12 protein-coding genes and 8 pseudogenes are annotated in these 16,533 nt (G+C 58.5%); 8 read left to right on the top strand and 12 right to left on the bottom strand.

Annotated features, from left to right (window positions below):
• Nucleotides 1-165 precede the first annotated feature (165 nt).
• A pseudogene (locus AC3WWH_RS25655) lies at nt 166-438 on the top strand (DUF2726 domain-containing protein); the annotation flags it as partial.
• Nucleotides 439-921: 483 nt separating this feature from the next.
• On the opposite strand, the gene AC3WWH_RS25660 reads toward AC3WWH_RS25655, so the two are convergent.
• The 6 genes and pseudogenes from AC3WWH_RS25660 to AC3WWH_RS25685 all read right to left on the bottom strand — a co-directional run bounded on the left by AC3WWH_RS25660 (nt 922) and on the right by AC3WWH_RS25685 (nt 8,066).
• Entirely contained in the window at nt 922-2,505 is a 1,584-nt protein-coding gene (locus AC3WWH_RS25660; protein ID WP_113399392.1) for an ABC transporter substrate-binding protein, read from the bottom strand.
• A gap of 107 nt (nt 2,506-2,612) precedes the next feature.
• Nucleotides 2,613-2,885 carry a hypothetical protein gene (locus AC3WWH_RS25665; protein WP_058320653.1) on the bottom strand — a complete coding sequence of 91 codons (273 nt, stop codon included), beginning with the start codon at nt 2,883-2,885 and terminating at the stop codon, nt 2,613-2,615.
• Nucleotides 2,882-4,408: an S-methyl thiohydantoin desulfurase domain-containing protein gene (locus AC3WWH_RS25670; RefSeq protein ID WP_492377326.1), complete on the bottom strand. Its 1,527-nt coding sequence runs from the start codon at nt 4,406-4,408 to the stop codon at nt 2,882-2,884. The genes AC3WWH_RS25665 and AC3WWH_RS25670 overlap by 4 nt, the downstream gene beginning before the upstream one ends.
• A gap of 3 nt (nt 4,409-4,411) precedes the next feature.
• Nucleotides 4,412-4,588, bottom strand: a pseudogene (locus tag AC3WWH_RS25675) (D,D-dipeptide ABC transporter permease); the annotation flags it as partial.
• Nucleotides 4,588-5,616, bottom strand: coding sequence for an ABC transporter permease (locus AC3WWH_RS25680; RefSeq protein WP_058320658.1), 1,029 nt, complete (start codon nt 5,614-5,616; stop codon nt 4,588-4,590). The pseudogene AC3WWH_RS25675 and the gene AC3WWH_RS25680, both read right to left, overlap by 1 nt.
• Before the next feature lie 182 nt (nt 5,617-5,798).
• A complete protein-coding gene (locus tag AC3WWH_RS25685) occupies nt 5,799-8,066 on the bottom strand; it encodes a helix-turn-helix domain-containing protein (RefSeq protein ID WP_162752607.1) in 2,268 nt (755 codons plus the stop codon).
• Between the two features lie 39 nt (nt 8,067-8,105).
• On the opposite strand from AC3WWH_RS25685, the gene AC3WWH_RS25690 reads away from it, so the two are divergent.
• Nucleotides 8,106-8,318 carry a hypothetical protein gene (locus tag AC3WWH_RS25690; protein WP_162752608.1) on the top strand — a complete coding sequence of 71 codons (213 nt, stop codon included), beginning with the start codon at nt 8,106-8,108 and terminating at the stop codon, nt 8,316-8,318.
• A 106-nt stretch (nt 8,319-8,424) separates the two neighbouring features.
• On the opposite strand, the pseudogene AC3WWH_RS25695 reads toward AC3WWH_RS25690, so the two are convergent.
• Nucleotides 8,425-8,664: pseudogene (locus AC3WWH_RS25695) on the bottom strand (transposase); the annotation flags it as partial.
• On the opposite strand from AC3WWH_RS25695, the pseudogene AC3WWH_RS25700 reads away from it, so the two are divergent.
• Nucleotides 8,649-8,873: pseudogene (locus AC3WWH_RS25700) on the top strand (alpha/beta fold hydrolase); the annotation flags it as partial. The pseudogenes AC3WWH_RS25695 and AC3WWH_RS25700 overlap by 16 nt on opposite strands.
• A 31-nt stretch (nt 8,874-8,904) precedes the next feature.
• A complete protein-coding gene (locus AC3WWH_RS25705) occupies nt 8,905-9,906 on the top strand; it encodes an NADP-dependent oxidoreductase (RefSeq protein ID WP_058321003.1) in 1,002 nt (333 codons plus the stop codon).
• 131 nt (nt 9,907-10,037) lie between these two features.
• Here AC3WWH_RS25705 and AC3WWH_RS25710 read toward each other — a convergent pair.
• Nucleotides 10,038-10,754, bottom strand: a pseudogene (locus AC3WWH_RS25710) (IS6 family transposase).
• Between the two features lie 51 nt (nt 10,755-10,805).
• Nucleotides 10,806-10,907, bottom strand: a pseudogene (locus AC3WWH_RS25715) (IS6 family transposase); the annotation flags it as partial.
• 282 nt (nt 10,908-11,189) lie between these two features.
• On the opposite strand from AC3WWH_RS25715, the pseudogene AC3WWH_RS25720 reads away from it, so the two are divergent.
• A pseudogene (locus AC3WWH_RS25720) lies at nt 11,190-11,547 on the top strand (LysR substrate-binding domain-containing protein); the annotation flags it as partial.
• Between the two features lie 95 nt (nt 11,548-11,642).
• Here the strand turns inward: AC3WWH_RS25720 and AC3WWH_RS25725 are convergent.
• Nucleotides 11,643-12,512: a LysR family transcriptional regulator gene (locus AC3WWH_RS25725; RefSeq protein WP_245299055.1), complete on the bottom strand. Its 870-nt coding sequence runs from the start codon at nt 12,510-12,512 to the stop codon at nt 11,643-11,645.
• A gap of 218 nt (nt 12,513-12,730) precedes the next feature.
• On the opposite strand from AC3WWH_RS25725, the pseudogene AC3WWH_RS25730 reads away from it, so the two are divergent.
• From AC3WWH_RS25730 to AC3WWH_RS25740, 3 genes and pseudogenes are all read left to right on the top strand, one after another.
• Nucleotides 12,731-13,742, top strand: a pseudogene (locus AC3WWH_RS25730) (IS110 family RNA-guided transposase).
• A 302-nt stretch (nt 13,743-14,044) separates the two neighbouring features.
• Complete coding sequence (locus AC3WWH_RS25735; protein ID WP_058325105.1) at nt 14,045-14,329, top strand: cupredoxin domain-containing protein; 285 nt, start codon at nt 14,045-14,047, stop codon at nt 14,327-14,329.
• Nucleotides 14,330-14,530: 201 nt separating this feature from the next.
• Nucleotides 14,531-14,818, top strand: a complete 288-nt coding sequence (locus tag AC3WWH_RS25740; protein WP_058325104.1) for a hypothetical protein — start codon at nt 14,531-14,533, stop codon at nt 14,816-14,818.
• 720 nt (nt 14,819-15,538) lie between these two features.
• Here AC3WWH_RS25740 and AC3WWH_RS25745 read toward each other — a convergent pair.
• Together AC3WWH_RS25745 and AC3WWH_RS25750 are read right to left on the bottom strand one after the other, a co-directional pair.
• Nucleotides 15,539-15,763, bottom strand: a complete 225-nt coding sequence (locus AC3WWH_RS25745; protein ID WP_113399584.1) for an HP1242/YdcH family protein — start codon at nt 15,761-15,763, stop codon at nt 15,539-15,541.
• A gap of 96 nt (nt 15,764-15,859) precedes the next feature.
• On the bottom strand, nt 15,860-16,060 hold the full coding sequence (locus AC3WWH_RS25750) for an AMP-binding enzyme (protein WP_082641228.1): 201 nt from the start codon (nt 16,058-16,060) through the stop codon (nt 15,860-15,862).
• Nucleotides 16,061-16,533 lie beyond the last annotated feature (473 nt).

Below are 16,533 nucleotides of genomic sequence, written 5' to 3' on the forward strand. Positions count from 1 at the left end.
CTCACACCGCGCCACTTGGCGTATTCAGAACCGCCGGGGCTCTAGTCGCTGCTGGGTGAAAGTTCCGTGGCAGGTCACTCGGCGTCCGCGGAACCTAATGCTTTTGGGTGACTTTTCGCGCGTCCTCCGCGCGTTCTACTATCTTGGCGAAATCTGGAGAGGGGCATGCACTATCGCCAAAGGTCGGTGCTGTTCGCAGCGCCTTGGCTTATCATCGGAGCGGCCGCAGTAGTCGCTTCGGGCGGTATAACCGTTGCAGACTTCGAAAAGCCTGAACTGCTGATCGCCGCGCTGTTTATCGGCCTCCTGATCGGCATGGCCATTGAGCAGTTCCTAGCCACGATGAGAAAGCAGGCGTGGCGGGAGAAAAACAGATCACGCTGGGAAGAAAAGCGCAGCAATGAGCGCATCATACGGGGACCCTGGCTTCAGAAGCCAATTTAATCTATACAATAAAGACATTATGTCTATACAAATAAGTGCCGTGGCTTGCGCGGAGTTGCCTAAGTGGGGCGTCAACGGCGTTTCAACACTCCTCCCTCTCCTAACCCGCCGGCCAGCGCCAGCGCTCTTCGGTCACGCAAGGCGTTTGCCGAACCCTGTTCTGATGCGCGAAAGCAGACTTGCGGCTGACTCGACCGCATCGTCCAACGGGTCAAGTCTTGTTTCGATTATGGGTCTTCGGGACTAAACGTCATCCGCCCAACTAGAGGAGCTCTCGGATATTCTTGACGCCCTCGGTTTTGTACCGGAGGTACCTTCTGACGGCATCAATGAGAGTGCCGACCGATCACGATCGCCCGGCCGATGAACGGTTTGAGCGGCTGAAATCTACCTCTTCAGCCGCCCGAACCTGCTTTCTCCGCAATCGGAAAGTTGATTTGAGGCCCTGCTCGAGGATGAAACAGGACCCTTACGTTGTCATTCGGCCTGGCAGTCCCACCAGAAGCGCGAAAAGTTCAGGTCCCAACTCTGCATCGGGATGAAAGCATAACCCTGCAGGCACTTGCTTGCGGCATATTGCTGTGCCTCAACGGTCAGAAAAACGTCGGCCTGCGTTTCAACGATCTTGCGCTGGATATCCTTATAAAGAGCGTTCTGTGCGATCGGATCGAGCGTCTCGCGCGATTTATCGATCAGTGCATCGATTTCCGGATCATCGAGCCATTCCATAGAGGCCCACGTGCCCTTGGCCTTCGAATGGTATTGTACATAGAAAACGCTGTCGGGGGATGGATAGGTAGGGCCGTAGACGACCTGAGTGGTCGCCGGCGTCGAATCGGCCTTTGCCGCCAGCTCGGTGATCCGATTCCACGGTTCCGGCTTGATATCGAGCTCGATTCCGATCTGCTCCAGGTTGGCTTGCATCAGCAGAGCAAGATCCTCCTCGAATGCCAAGCCTGTCACGTAAGTGTGGGTGACCTTGATCGGCCCTTTGCCCGCATATTTCGACTTCGCAAGTTCCTCCTTGGCCTTTTCCAGATTGTACTCCGGCGCGGCAAGCTCATCGAGATAGGCGTCTTTGAAAACCGCAGCCAACGGGCCGTTCATCGGTTCGCCCGGATGGATCACCTTGCGCACCGTGTCATAGTCCGTTGCATAGGCAATCGCGCGGCGAACATGGATATCGTCGGTCGGCGGCACCTTGGTGTTCATCTTGATGTAGTAGCCGGTTGCCGTGGTGCCGTTCAGAATCTTGTAGCCCGGCATTTTTCCGATTGCATCGAAGGTCTCGTTTGCCTGGGCGCGCGCCGACATTCCGAGCTCGCCCTTGGCTGCGAGCGCCTTTACCGTCGCCTCGTCATGCGTGATGACGAAACGGATTTCGTCGATCGGTTTTCCCTTGTTCCAGCCGCCGTGGTAACCCTCATAGCGATTGATGACCATCTGGGACGCGCGCTGCCAGGACGAAAGCGTGTAAGGGCCAGCACCTGCCGGATGGTCGGCAAGATAATCCGCTCCCCATTTTTGGCTGCTGTTTGCCTTGATCTGCTTTTCGTTTAACACGAGGATGAGCGGGGTACTGGCGATGAAGGGCGCATAGACTTTCTTCAGCCCAATCTCCACGGTCTGCTCATCGACGGACCTCACCTTGTCCGGATCGACGATGTCAATGAACAAATATGACGGACCTTCATTGCCTGCCAGCAGCCGCTTGACCGTGTAGACGACATCCGACGCCTTGACTGGCGTTCCGTCCTGGAACGTGGCTCCCTGCTTCAGCTTGAAGGTGTAGGTTTTATCGTCGTCGGAAACGCTCCAGCTTTCGGCAAGGTCTGGAACCACGGAACCGTCGGGGTTGACGGTCGTGAGGCCCGAGTACAGGTTCACCGCGGCCATGTATTCGGTATAATCGTTTATCTTGGCGGGATCGATCGTCCCAAATTCCTGCGTCGCATTCACGACGATCGACACTTTCTCTGCAGCTGCAGCCGCGGCCGCGGCGGTGAGCGCTGTCGTCTGCAACAGCCCCAAAAGCAGGCCCGTGATGAGGGTGTTCTTCATATCCATGTTCCCTTTTGCTTGTTGTCGTTGAGTAGGCCGGCCGCTCAATGACGGCCGGGTTTAGTGTTCACCGTTGCCGGCAAATCCCAGGTCTCTTGGCTGCGGCGCTATCGCCGGCCGGACGCAAAGCCGGTGAGCTTGACCGTGAACCCATCGCGAAGCTGCTCCAGGGTCACGGGCATGTGGCCATCAGCATCAAGCGCCACGCGGGCCTCAGATGCATACTGAAACACAACTTCGAGCCGGCGGCCGGCAAAGACTTCGATGCCGTTCAACACACCCTTGCCGCATCCAAGTCCAGACTTCTGCGTCCGTGCGGCAAGGCCGCCGCCCGTCGCCATCGCATCGATGCTGCAGCCGGCCGCCGAACCAACTGTCACGCCGGCATCTCCTCAATCGGGCGGAAAATAACGTCGTCAAAGCCAAAAGCCTTTGGTCCAACGACTTCGAGTGCCGCTTGAGATCGCAACAGCGCATGGCAGGGCAATGCGACGATTGCGACGCGCTGGCCGTAGCGAAGCATCTCGGTGGTGATTGCGATGCCGCTATCGACATCGAGCACGATGATCAGATCCGGCACGGATACTTCGACACTGCCGTTGCGGCTGAAGACCAGGTTTTCGTTCTGGATCATCACCGAGGCGGTGTCGCCGTTGAACCTATCGATGCCTGCAAGCTTTGCCTCGCCGAGAACAAATCCGCCGCGCAACTGGCGCTCCAGATCGACGATCTTGCCGGTGAACACGGTGCGACCCTTCTCCTGCGCGCAGATTGCCGCCACCGGATCGGCATGCTCCCGCCGCGCCTTCAATACCGCGCGCCCAAGTGCGATGGCCTGTGTATAGGAATGGGGAACCGCGTACTTCTTCAGGAACGCACCGGTCATCGGTGACGAGGCAAGCATGGACGAGCCACCTTGGGAGACGACGCAGGCACGCGCCATGCGCTCATGCCAAAGCTCCGACGCCGCATGCTGAAACAGGACGGTATTGCCATGCAGGTCGCACATCACGCTTGGGGTCGAGCGGTGTCCATAGATCGAAAAGGTCGTCATCTGCATTTCGGGGAACGCTCGTCCCATCCCATCGCAATCGACAACCGGAAGACCCGCAAAGGCGGCCGCGATCAGCGGTTCCATCGAGTTTGAACCTCCGATTTCCTCGCAGACGATCGCGTCGATCGAAATGTTCAGGTGCTCTTCCAGCGCACGCACACATCGCAGCCCCTCGCGGCCTTCCTTCAGACGTTCGTAAGCCACAACCGGTGCGCCGATCGCGCCGATTGAAACACAGCGCGCGTCATCGGGGAGACGATCAAGCGGCAGGATCGACAAAGGATAGCCACTGCGCATGGCAAGACGCGCACGCAGCTTGCCAATATAGGGGTTGACGCCAAGACCGAGGAAGGAAAGCGTTGCGCCAAAGAGAATGACGAAGGCGGCATCAAGCGTCGTCTTGACCGAAATCACCGAGATGCAGTTCGGCAGGATCTCTTTGAAGAGAATGTGCAGATGGCTGGCGCCGGCGAGCCGTGCTGCTTCGATGTAGTCGTCAGCAACAATCGATTTCGTCACGCGATAAACAAGCCGGGCATGCCAGGTCCACCACAGAAGTGTGATCGCGAGCATCGCATTGACGAGGTTGGGCTCGAGCACATTGCCGATAGCAAGCGCCATGACGAGAGGCGGGATTGCCAGCATGATGTCTGTAAAGCCCGTGAGAAGACGTTCCGTCAGGCCGCCCGCGTAGCCGGCGATCATGCCGAGCGCCGAGCCTATCGGGACCGCGATCCCAAGGACCCCGATGACCAAAAGCAGCGAGACGCGAAAACCGAACACCGTGCGAGAAAAGACATCGCGGCCGGCCTTGTCAGTGCCGAACCAGTTGACGATGTCTGGCGGCATATGACGGTTGCGGAAGTCGACGACCGCGCCGACATGTTCGGGAAAGCGGGCGATCAGCGGCGCGAAGATCGCCACGAGGATCACCGAGAGCACGATTGCTGCGCCGACAAGGGCAGCGGAATTCCTGCTGAAGCGGTACCAGGTCATGTAGCTGGCGGACAGGCGGACCGGCTCCTGCATCAGCGGGCCTCCTTGAAACGAAGCCGCGGGTCAAGGATGCTGATGATCAGGTCGATGACGATATTTGCGGCGATGAAGAAGATGCCCGACACGAGCACCACGGCCATAACGGCGTTGAGGTCCTTCTGCAGGATGGCGTCGAGCCCATAGGAAGCAAAGCCACCCCAGGAGAACACCATCTCGACAACGAAGGCGTTGCCTATCAGCGAAGCGAACTCGAGCCCCATGATTGTCAGCGGCGCGATCGAAGACAGCTTCAGGAGATAACGGAATACGATCACGCGATCGGGAACGCCGAAGGATTTGAGCGTCAACACGTGATCACGCCGCTGATGGTCGATCATCGCAGAGCGTGTAATGCGCGTGATTTGTCCAATGCCGCCCATGGCAAGGGCAAGCGTCGGAAAAACAAGGTGCTGGGCGGCGCTCACAAACACCTCCGGCCGACCGGCCAGGAGGCTGTCGACCAGCAAGAGGCCAGTTGGACCCGTCGGCGCGCCGAGGGAGAAATCAACGCGGCCGAGCGTTGGCCACGATGGAAAATGGTCAGCTGCGATGATCTGCAGGATGACCGCGAACAGAAAGCTCGGGATCGTCACGCCAATCAGTGAAAAGAAGCGCCCGGTGTTATCGATCCAGCTGTTGCGGTAGCGGGCTGTGATCACCCCGAGAGGTACTGCAACGACAAAGACGAAAATGATGGTCGCGAGGACGAGCTCAAGAGTGGCCGGCAGGAAGGTGGCGATGTCGGAACTGACCGCGCGTCCAGAAGCAATCGAGCGTCCGAGATCGCCCGTGATTGCGTGGCCCATATAGGTCACATACTGGCTGAACAACGGATCATCGAGGCCCATGCTCTGGCGGAGTTGATCGACCTGCTCTTGAGTGGCGCTCGGGCCAAGTGCCATGCGCGCCGGATCGCCTGGCACGACACGGGCAAGGATGAAAATCATCAGTGACAGCACGAAAAGCACCAGCAGAAAGCCTGCGGCGCGTCGCGCAAACAATGCGACGTAGTAGTTACCCATCGGGAAACCTCCCCTCGGCCGGTTATGGTCCGGTCCTCATTGCCGCTTTTTGCGGTCGGGGTAGTTTCCAGCCAACAAGGCCACCCGCACAACGGGGTGAAAGGCTAGGTTTTGATGAGAAAGGTATAGGTTTTGTTTTCGGCAGCGAAACGCTAAAGCGCGTCCGAATGGGATGACAACCGTTACGTGATCAGACCAATGCCCTTGGCAGCCTCGATCGCCTCCCGCCGGCGATTGCAGCCGAGCTTGCGATACAGATTGCCGAGATGGAATTTGACTGTCGCCTCACTGAGCCCCAGAGCATTTGCGATGAATTTGTTTGAAGCGCCCTCTGCGATCATCAGGAGGAGACGAGCCTCGCGGCGGGTCAGTTCGCTTTCTGCGCCGAGTTTTTCCCCTGAAAAGCCGGCGTCGCGAAGGCGACGCAGGATCGATTGCGCGGTCGGCATCGTCGCCAGGAAGTCTGTGATCCGCTTGTCGGTCGTCAGCTCGTGCAAGAAGACGCGCTCCTCGGAAAGCGGTGCGACCGTTCCGAGACGGGCTGCCTTTTCAAAGGCTTTTTGGAGGATGGATCGAGCAGCTGTGAGGTCGCGTTGGCGTCTGGCCACAAAGGCCTGCCAGACCTCAACGCACAAGCGCTGACGTCCGCTGAGGTTGAGATTGTTAGCGAGGGCGGCAAGTTGCCGGCCAAGATGCGCACGATCAGGTTTGTTGAAAACAAGATGGCGCAGCCAGACCACCGCCAATGCGATTTCGTCTTGATCCTGCAGGCGCGCCAACTCGTCCACTGCGGCCTCCACCCAGGTGCGATTTATCCGTGATTGAATCGAAGCCAGTGTTTCTGCGGCCTGCTGCCAGCGGTTACCATTTTGCAGGATAACGGCCTCGCGAACCTCGATCATCAATCGGAACTGACGATTATAGACTTGGTAGGTTCGCCAACGATCAAGAAAGCCACGCGCGGCGTTGACGGAGAAATGCTCGCTGAGCGCCTGGCTTCCATATTGCAAGGCAAATTCGATGAGGGTTGCCCAAACCTCGCCGTGGGAGAATTCGTCCATTTCTGTCGTCAAAAACTGGGCAAGCGGCTCCGGCTTGCCGTCCTCATAAGCAACGCAGGCCTCGAGCAATCCGAGAAGACGGGTATCCATAGGGCTGTGGAATGGCGCCCGTGCGAGCTTCACCGCGGCCTCTTCCGCACTTCGCCTTGCCCGGATTGCGTCGCCGATCATCAAGTGAATCATCGCCTGATGCAGATTGATGTAAAACGACAGTAAGGCGACACCAGCCTGCTCGTAATGCGAGAGTGCTCGGGCAGCGAGGTCCAGGGCGACTTCGAAACGCCTGCGTCGGATGTAAAATTCCAGAATCGCGTTGTAGATACTTCCCCGTTCCAGATGGGCGTTAAGAGGAAACTCGGATAGAAGCGCCGTCGCCTGCTCAAGAAGTTCATCGCTGAGCGGGATATCTTCATAGATCAGCATGACGAGGCGGAAAGAACGAAAGGTCGCGGAAAAAGCGGCGCGGTCGCTGAGAACTTTCAGAACGTTGTTGGCCCTCGATCCGTAGCAATCAGCCAACAATCGCTGGGCACGCGGGACGTCGCCCTTCTTCAGCGCCTGCAATGCGAGCGACGTTACAATGGTCTCGTTCTGACCGGCCAATTCGGCAGGAAAGCCGTCAAGGACCCGGTCAAAGGCATCCGGTCCGAACACATAGATGAAGAATGTGCCGTAAGCTAAGAACGAACGTAGCGCTAATTCATGAAGGCCAGCGCGCTGAAGAACCAGAATGGCGTCAGTCTCGTGACCGCGGGCTGAATAGGCGGCGGCGATGCCGGGCGCGCGGGTCGCCTCAGCGATCCAGCGTGACATAGTCTTATTGACCGCTGCCGAAACAGGCTCTTTTACCGCGTCAGTAAGAAGATAACGGACCTGGGTCGATCCTGGCCGCTCGCCAGACAGGGCAAGACAAAGATCAACAAACACGCCGTCACTCATTCTTTCGAGAACTTCGTCCATCAGAAACCGAACGATATCGCCCTCGTCGTGAATACCTTGGGTCAAGAGATGCACCAAGAATGGCCAGCCGGCGGTACGATCGCTCAGCGCCTGGGCGGCAGCATCGCCGAAGGCAGCGGTAAGTTCGTCGACGGAATAACAAAGATCCTTCTCGTCAAGGCGCAATACCCGCCTGTAGACAATGGCCCGATTGAGGCCACGGATGAGCGTCTGAGGGCGCTTGGCGATGACAATTCTGCGGTCGCCATCCAGAAAATCGCCATCGAGTTCGATCTCGACCGATGCCGGCGGCACATCCCAAATGACGGCGCCCGGAGGACCATCATGGCTGGGTGGGAGATCTGATCGCCACACGTTGGTTCCCAAGCTCGACGCGAGTTGCGACACGAGGACTGACTTGCCCATCCCCGCAACGGCGTCGACGACCACTATAGGCTCGTGCGCGCTTTCAATGCGCTGAAGCAACCCATGTCTGATGATTTCGACCATACCCGCGAAGAAACGCTCTTCAGTGCAGCTGTCAAGGCGCAAGCAGCCCCCGCGAGTGTTGGCCAATGGACACGCAAGAACCGAGACGCATCATTGGGGAACGGCAAGGCGCTCGCCATGTTTGATATAAGGGGTGAATTTTGGACGCTGATTGACAATCGTCGACCGGCAGCTTTGGGCCGATATCGTTGAAAAACTCGTAGTTTGAGCATCCGCGACGCTCTGCACGCGGTTTTTCGAAGAGTTGGCGAGGTGTCTCTCGTTGTGATGCGGTGGGATGGCTCCAGGCAACCGGCCGTTATGCCACCATGGCGGCGGATGGGAGGCGAGAAGGTCTAAGCTTTGCCAGCCTTCTGAGGTTTTGTGCCGTTGCTGCGAGCAGGAATTCATCGCGAGCACCACACGGACCACGCAGTCTCAACCTGGCCATCCGCAGGATGCGCTTGAGGTGAGCGAAGAGCATCTCGACCTTCTTGCGACGATGCCGTGAACGCTCGTAATCGGGCGTGCCGGCAATGGCTCTGGCGACGTCACGGGCAGGCACCGCAGGATCTCGGGCGCATCCGCATTCCCGTTCTCGTGGCCAACGGGGACAACGACATCATGGTGCCGACATCCAACAGCCGGGATTTGGCCCGACGCATCCCGAATGCCGATCTGGTGATCTACGAGGATGCCGGCCATGGCGGCATCTTCCAGTACCATGCCGAGTTCGTGCCGAAAGCCTTGGCTTTTTTGGCTGCCTGACCTGATAAAAGTTTCACACTGGAGAAAGCCCGTGAAAGCCTTCATCGTCGACAAATACAAGAAGAAGGGCGCGTTGCGTCTGGCCGACATGCCCGATCCCCGGATGGGCGCGGACGATGTTCTGGTGCGTATTCAGGCCACCGCGATCAACCTTCTGGATTCTAAGGTGCGGGACGGCGAATTTAAGCTGTTCCTGCCGTATCGTCCGCCCTTCATTCTCGGTCACGATCTGGCCGGAACGGTTGTAAGCGTCGGCGTGAATGTGCGGCAATTCAAAGCGGGGGATGAGGTTTACGCCCGTCCGCGCGATCACCGGGCTGGCAGTTTTGCAGAGACGATTGCAGTTGATGCCGCAGACCTCGCGCTGAAACCGAAAAGCCTCTCCATGGAGCAGGCCGCATCAATCCCGCTGGTCGGACTGACCGCCTGGCAGGCGCTGGTCGAGGTGGGCAAGGTCAAGCCCGGCCAGAAGGTATTCATTCAGGCCGGTTCCGGCGGGGTTGGGACCTTTGCCATCCAGCTTGCCAAGCATCTTGGCGCCAGTGTGGCCACCACGACCAGTGTGGCGAATGCCGACCTGGTCAAGAGCCTCGGCGCGGATGTAGTGATCGATTACAAGACGCAGGACTTCGAGCAGGTGCTGTCCGGTTACGACCTGGTGCTGAACAGCCAGGACGCCAAGACGCTGGCAAAGTCGCTGAACGTCCTGAAACCGGGTGGAAAGCTGATCTCGATCTCCGGCCCTCCGGATGTTCCCTTTGCCAGATCTCTGGGGCTGAACCCGTTCCTGCGCTTTGTGGTGCGGATGCTGAGCCGTAGCGTCCTTAAAAGGGCAAAGAGCCGGGGCGTCGACTACTCCTTCCTGTTCATGCGCGCAGAAGGGCAGCAATTGCGTGAGATCGCCAAGCTGATCGACGCTGGCGTCATCCGTCCGGTCGTAGACAAGGTGTTCCCCTTTGCGCAGACGGCGGACGCGTTGGCCTATGTCGAGACCGGACGCGCCAAGGGGAAGGTTGTGGTCAATGTTTCGTAACGACCGTCTCGCTAGCAGGTAGGTCGCTTTTTCAAAGCATGATGTCCGCTTCCATGGCTCTCGTGACAGCAGCGGACATGGCATCGTAAACTTAATGGTCCCAAATCAGGGTGTCGAATTACAGCTTTGGTTTAGGCGGCGCGAACGCGCGCGATCTGGCGCCATGTTTCCATGGCTGTTGCTCGCAGCTCGCGATGATGGGTGGATGAGATGTCGTGGCGCGGAATTTGAAAGGGGTTGGCGATCGGATCGTGGATGGATGCAAAGCGCTAGAGATGCCTCGCCGACTTGAAGCGCTTCATGATCCTCTCGCGCCGTCGGATAGGCTGATGAGAATTCTCAGCCCGATTGCTCAAGCCTTTATGCGAGCGATGCTCGACGCCGGGCATGATATCGCGTTTTGCGGCGCCATAGGATCGAAGCTTGTCGGTGATCATCACACGCGGTGAACGGCCTTGTCCTCTCAGGAGCTTCCTCATCAAACGCCTTGCAGCCTTGGCATTGCGGCGGCTCTGGACCAGGACGTCAAGGACGAAACCATCCTGATCGACGGCGCGCCAGAGCCAGTGCTTCTTACCGGCTATCGTGATCACAACCTCATCCAGGTGCCATTTGTCACCAAGTCTGCCGGCTGAGCGATTGCGGATATCATTGGCGAAATGCCGGCCGAACTTCTCCGCCCAGTGCTTCACGGTCTGGTGCGACACGATGATCCCACGCGCTGCCAGCATATCTTCGACCATGCGCAGACTGAGTGGAAACCGGAAATACAGCCACACCGCATGGGCAATCACGTCGGCTGGAAATCGATGTCGACGATAAAGTGGATCACGGGCAAATCCGGTCATGCCGCCAGATCCCACATTTTTGATCGCCGCCCAGTTAACGTTACAGTGCCGCAATTCTTCGACCAGCCGTAGGCTCAAAGGAAACCGGAAATCCAGCCACACCGCATGGGCGATGATCTGCGGAGACCGTGGACGTGCTCATCCGGCCGCCATTATCCGCCAGCCGTTAAGCCAACAACAACGTGACAACGCCCTCACCACTGTTACCACCTGAATTTCGGCATCCACCAGGCTTTCGCGTCTCAGACTTAACCTGACATCACCGCTGTGGTACGAGCAGGGTTGAAGGTCGCTAAGCTTCCTGATTGCTTCCTGTTCTTGGATAACAGTTGCAGCTATCACAGCATCAGCTCAGACCACGAACACGGGTACAATTGGGCGCGACGGCTCTAGACTGGCTGCGATATTCCTTTCAAAATTACTCGACTTTTTGTTGTTCCCGCCACCCCTGCCGATCTGCGGGATCACCGCATCGCCGCGCCGACCAGTGCCTGGGCTTCGCCGGAATAGGGTTTCGCCGGCGATCAGAAAGCGACGATCGCGCCGACCCTCCAGTGCAACACCAACGAGGCGGCAATCACCGCAGCCCGTCAGGGTTGGGGTGTCACCCGCGTCCTGTATTACCAGATCGGCCCGGCGCTGATCGCCGGCGAGTTGCAGATCGTGCTGGGCGATTACAAAGAGCCGCCGCTTCCCACCCACCTTCTCTACCCGGAAGGCCGCAGCGCACCCGCCAAGGTGCGGGCTTTCACATGGCCGTGCCTATCTGAGAGACAACAGATTGCTGAACTGAGGCCGAGATGTTCCGTCCGAAGGTTCGCCAGCCCGCCTCTTAGGCGGCAGGGAAACTGCAGATGAGGAGAACCGTCCCCAAAGGTGATAACCAGCTCAGGTCGGGGAGAGCGCGATCCGCTCCAGGATGAGATCGAGCAGTGCCCGAAGGCGCGGCAGGCGTTTCAGGTCCCGGTGATAGCCGATCCAGGTGTCGCGCGACGGCGGGTTCGTGCCGAGATCCACTGGGCGGATCCCCGGCGTTACCTGGGCGAGCGGCCGTGGCAGCACGGCAAAGCCAGCGCCCAGCGCGCAGAGCCGCGCCTGCACCTCGCGATTGTTGCTGCGGCAGACGACCTTTGCCCGCGGGAGTGCCTGCGTCACCCAGCTCACGTCAGGCATGCCGCCAAAGGCCGTGTCCATCAAGATCAGCGGACACCCCTCGCCATCGCCGAGTATCGGTGTCGCATGGCCCGGCACGGCATAAAGCCCGTAGGGAATGGTCACCAGCTTGCGGGCAATCACCTCCGGCTCGTCGAAGGGGGTGATGCGCATGACAAGATCCGCCTCCCGCCGCGATAGGCTGTAGAGGCGCGGATCGGTCAGCAGTTCCACCGTCACGTTCGGGTGGAGACGGCTGAACTCCGCCAGCACCGGGCTTAGCACGGTCGTGCCAAACCAGTCGGAACAGGAGAGGCGCAAAAGGCCATCGAGACCTTTCACGCTGCCTGCCAGCTCGCGCTGCATGGCGTGGGCTTCCTCTTCCATACGCACGGCATGGACATAGAGGGCCTGGCCTTCATCCGTAAGAACGAAGCCGTCGTTCGTGCGTTGGAAGAGGCTCACACCTGCCGCCTGCTCAAGCGCGCGCAAGCGTCGTCCCATGGTCGGCTGGGTCTGCTTCAGGCGCCGGGCGGCCGCGCCCAACGTGCCTTCCCGGGCAATCGCGAGAAAGATCGGAAGATCGCTCCATTCGAGATCGTGCAACGGACACCCCATACAAATTTGCACGCGCTTCGTGCAATACTTATGATCGTCATGCAGCTTTGTTGAGCGCATATTCTAGTGAGCAACAAGGAGGTGGCATGAAAGAGGCGAGAGAACGGATCACTGAGATGGCGGTGATGATCGAGGGACAGTCACGCTTCCAGCCTTTCGGCTTATCCTGTTGGGGTTTTGCAGATCTCAACACGGGAGTTGGATGCATGACTGCGTCCTATGATTACCATATCGGCGTCGACGACCACAAATCCTATAGCCATCTGGTGGTGCAGGATTCGGGCGGCAAGACGCTCAGATCCGGTCGGGTGAAGAACGACCGCCAGTCGCTCGGCAGCTTTCTCGAGCGGTACCGCGAAAACAGCCATGCGGTTTGTCGAGGCAACGCGCAACTGGATGGTGATCTACGACTGGCTCGACGACATTTGTGATGATGTCGTCCTCGCCCATCCGTTGAAGGTCAAGGCGATTGCCGACGCCAAGATCAAGACCGACAAGATCGATGCGACGGTGTTGGCGCATCTGCTGCGGGCCGACCTGGTGCCACAGGCCTGGGCACCGAGCGACAAGGCCCGCGAGTTGCGCGTCGCGCTGCGCGAGCGGATGTTTTACGTGCGGCTGCGCACGATGACGAAAAACCGCATCGTCACGGTGTTTGACCGCTATCCGGAGCAGACAGCCCAACTCAAGAAGCTTGGCGATCTGTTCGGCAAGGCCGGTCGCATCCAACTGGCGCAGGTCGACGTCTCTAAGATCGACCGCGTCCAGATCGACCGTGGCCTCGACTTCAGCGGCGACATCGATGGGCGGATCAAGCAGTCGGAGACAACGATCCGGGCACTGACCAACGCCAACGCCAACGTCAAGCTGTTGAAGACGATCCCCGGCATCGGCGAGTTCTTCGCCCGGCTGATCGATGCGGAGATTGACGATATATCCCGCTTTCGCAACCCGAAGAAGCTGGCCGCCTATGCCGGACTGGTGCCGTCGACCTATTCGTCTGGCGGCAAGACCTTCCACGGCAAGATCATCAAGCAGGGCAACAAGTGGCTGCGCTGGGCGTTCGTCGAGGCGGTGACACCGGCCGTCGCCAGCGACCTCGAGCTTCGCGCCCAGTACGAGCACCTGAAGATCAGAGGAACCAACAAGGCGCGGGTGGCGATTGCGCGCAAGCTTTTGACGATCGCCTTCCAGATCCTGCGTGACCAGCGCGCCTAAACGCCGTGAGGTTCGGCAACTTGGGCTGATGGGTGCATAGAGAACGAACGGCGCGTTGCAAAATGCAGATCGAAACCCGCGCTTTGAAAAGCGCTGCCTCGCAGCGCATGGCCGGGCGGTGGTATTTGTGGCAGCTAGCTTCGTCGGAAACCACTGAGCGCGCGCCTAACCGCCTGCGCGGTCGGGAATAAAACATCCATCTGAAGTGCCAGTGAGTAATCGCCATCGTCGCAGAGCGCCACTGCCCACGCGGCAAGGGAACCAGAGGAACATCAAGGGCAAGCATTCCCCTGACACTTGCAATGCTTGCCCTTGCGCTGCCCGCCTATGCTGCCGGTCACGCCGTCCAAATCAAGGACATGAAATTCAACCCAGCCAAGCTGAAGGTTGCCGTCGGCGACACGATCACCTTCACCAACGGCGACGGCGACTCCAGACGCCATACCGCTACGGCGCTGGACGGCTCCTTTGACACCGGGCGGCTTGCCATGGGCGAGAACACCACCGTGAAGATCGCCGCCGCTGGTAAGTATGATTTCAAATTTATGTTTCACCCCTCGACGACAGGCACTGTCACTGCGAAATAGCGCGCTTCCTGCGTCAAGCCTTAGCGACAAGGCGAGCCACTCTGGCGAGTTTTCAGAAATTCAGGGATGTAGTAGATTACCACCAGTGCGGGAATAGCCCCTTTTTGCATCGACTTGAAAGGCCTTAACCGAGACGACACAATCACCGAACGCGATGGGTCTTTTAAAAACGGCGTTCCGGTGCTTCCGAGGAAACAGCCGATGAAGACGATCACTTTGACGGACGAACAATACGCTGTGTTGCGGGCGCTCCTCGAATGGACGTGTGGCGACGCGTCTGACGATGACGGCTATGCCGACGATGAAGATGATCGTGAGCACATCGAGGCCGCACAGATCGTCCTCTGCGATGCAGCGCTTTCAGCGCTTGGATACAGCAATCCGGAAGCACGAGACGATCCAAGAATAGACGAGGAAGTAGACGCCCTTGTTTTCAGCCTCTATGACGTGGTTGTGGAAGCAGCCTTAGCCGAAGCAAAGGCGCAGTAGGCAGTTGCGCCGCCGTTCGACGGCTGTTTCGACCTTTAGATCGCCGCTTTTAGGACGGTCTATGCGTAGTTTGCCAAGGATTATCGCGCAGCATTGCGACGTGGCTCACCTATGATTGGAGTAACACCGCTCCCCTGATCGGCACATCGCTGTTCGGGCCGGCAATTGGGTAGTCGGCGAGAATGTCCATCTGAACCGCTCGCTAGATTCCTTCTCGGCTAGCATACCGGAAAAACTGTCACTAAGTTGAGGCAAGCTTCCGACGGGACCCACACGAAGAACCAAATGCGGCGATGCAACTGCGTTAAGTTGCATCAGGCAAATTTGCCCCACCTCGACACTGCCGGCGTTCCACCTCGACAGAGCGGGCATTGATGTCACACAACTCGTTGCTCGCTAGCGTGGCCACTGAGATCGGCCGTCGAAAGAACTACGCTGCGCATTCCTGCCCGTTTCGCGGCAGGGTCTCGATCATAGGGCTGGAGCGGTCCAGCTTTGAGGGATAGTCGAAGTCACCCTCGTAGCGTGCGCCGAGCGCGGGATGCGTCGGCACTCGTCGAAAACTAGAGCCTATTCAATTCACTGATCCTGTTCGGCGATCCGGTCCGCGCACAGGGTCAACCATCGTGCCCACCATGCTGAGGTCTCACGCGCGTGATGGCAGTCGAGAGGTCGAATGGGCGTAAGCTACAGTAGATAGCATTGATCGCTTGCTTTGCGTTACAGCGGCTGATGTCCCTCAATGCGCGTCAACAGTTCATCTTCCAGCAAGGCCCTGTGCTCCCTGAGCCGTCTGACCTGCGCCTCGCAGGTAGCGAGGAGATCGATGATCTTGCGGTACTCGTCACAAAGCGCATTGAAGCGCGCGTCTGTCGCCGCCAGTCGGCGGACGGTCTCTTCATCCTCTGGGAACTTTGCCAGCAATGATTGGATACGTTCGACCATTTTGTTGGGCTCCTCACCTCGTCTTCGCGGTATCAGCCCTGGCCACTGGGGCGTTCCACCTAGCTCCTCCTCGAACGACATTCCACGACTTAGTGGCTAGATCTTTATCTTTCGAATCTCGTCAACAACCTCGGGTTTGGCCAGTGTCGAAATGTGCCCGGCATCCTCACTGTTCGAGATCGCCTTGAGCACGCGCCGCATGATCTTTCCCGAACGGGTCTTCGGCATGTCGGGGACGATCACGACAGGGCGCGGCCGAGCAATCGGCCCGATCTCTCGGATCACGGAATCTTCCACGCGCGAATGGCCCCGCTGTCAGGTTCGCCTGCGCAATGAATTTCTCCGATGGTTTGACGTAATCCTCTTCCTGCCAGTGGACCGCGATCTCGGCCTCGGACACGTCTGCGGAACTTTCCTGTGACATAGGCTGCCTCCCAGGTCACTTTTGTGGCTGCCGTGGATCCCAAGGGAAATTGAAAGGATAGCACCTGCGTGCCGGCGCCGAAACGCTGGCGCCGGTTGCCTCGCGCGGCCTCTCGAGCACGCATTCGTCGAATGAAAGGAAAATGCTGTGCCTGGCGGACGAGGAGCCCGATGATAGTTGCCATTGGCGAGAAACGAATGCTTACGTTTCGGTCGGCGCCTTCGCCACGAGCATCGCGGCGAAGGTGATCGGATAAGGTCTCGAATTAAAGATGCCTATACGTCAGAATATTGTTTTGAAGCATCAATAAAGAGGTGCTAGATTTCGAATATCAGGGCCAGAGCAA

It is taken from the genome of Ensifer sp. EB106-03-01-XG145 (assembly GCF_058792075.1).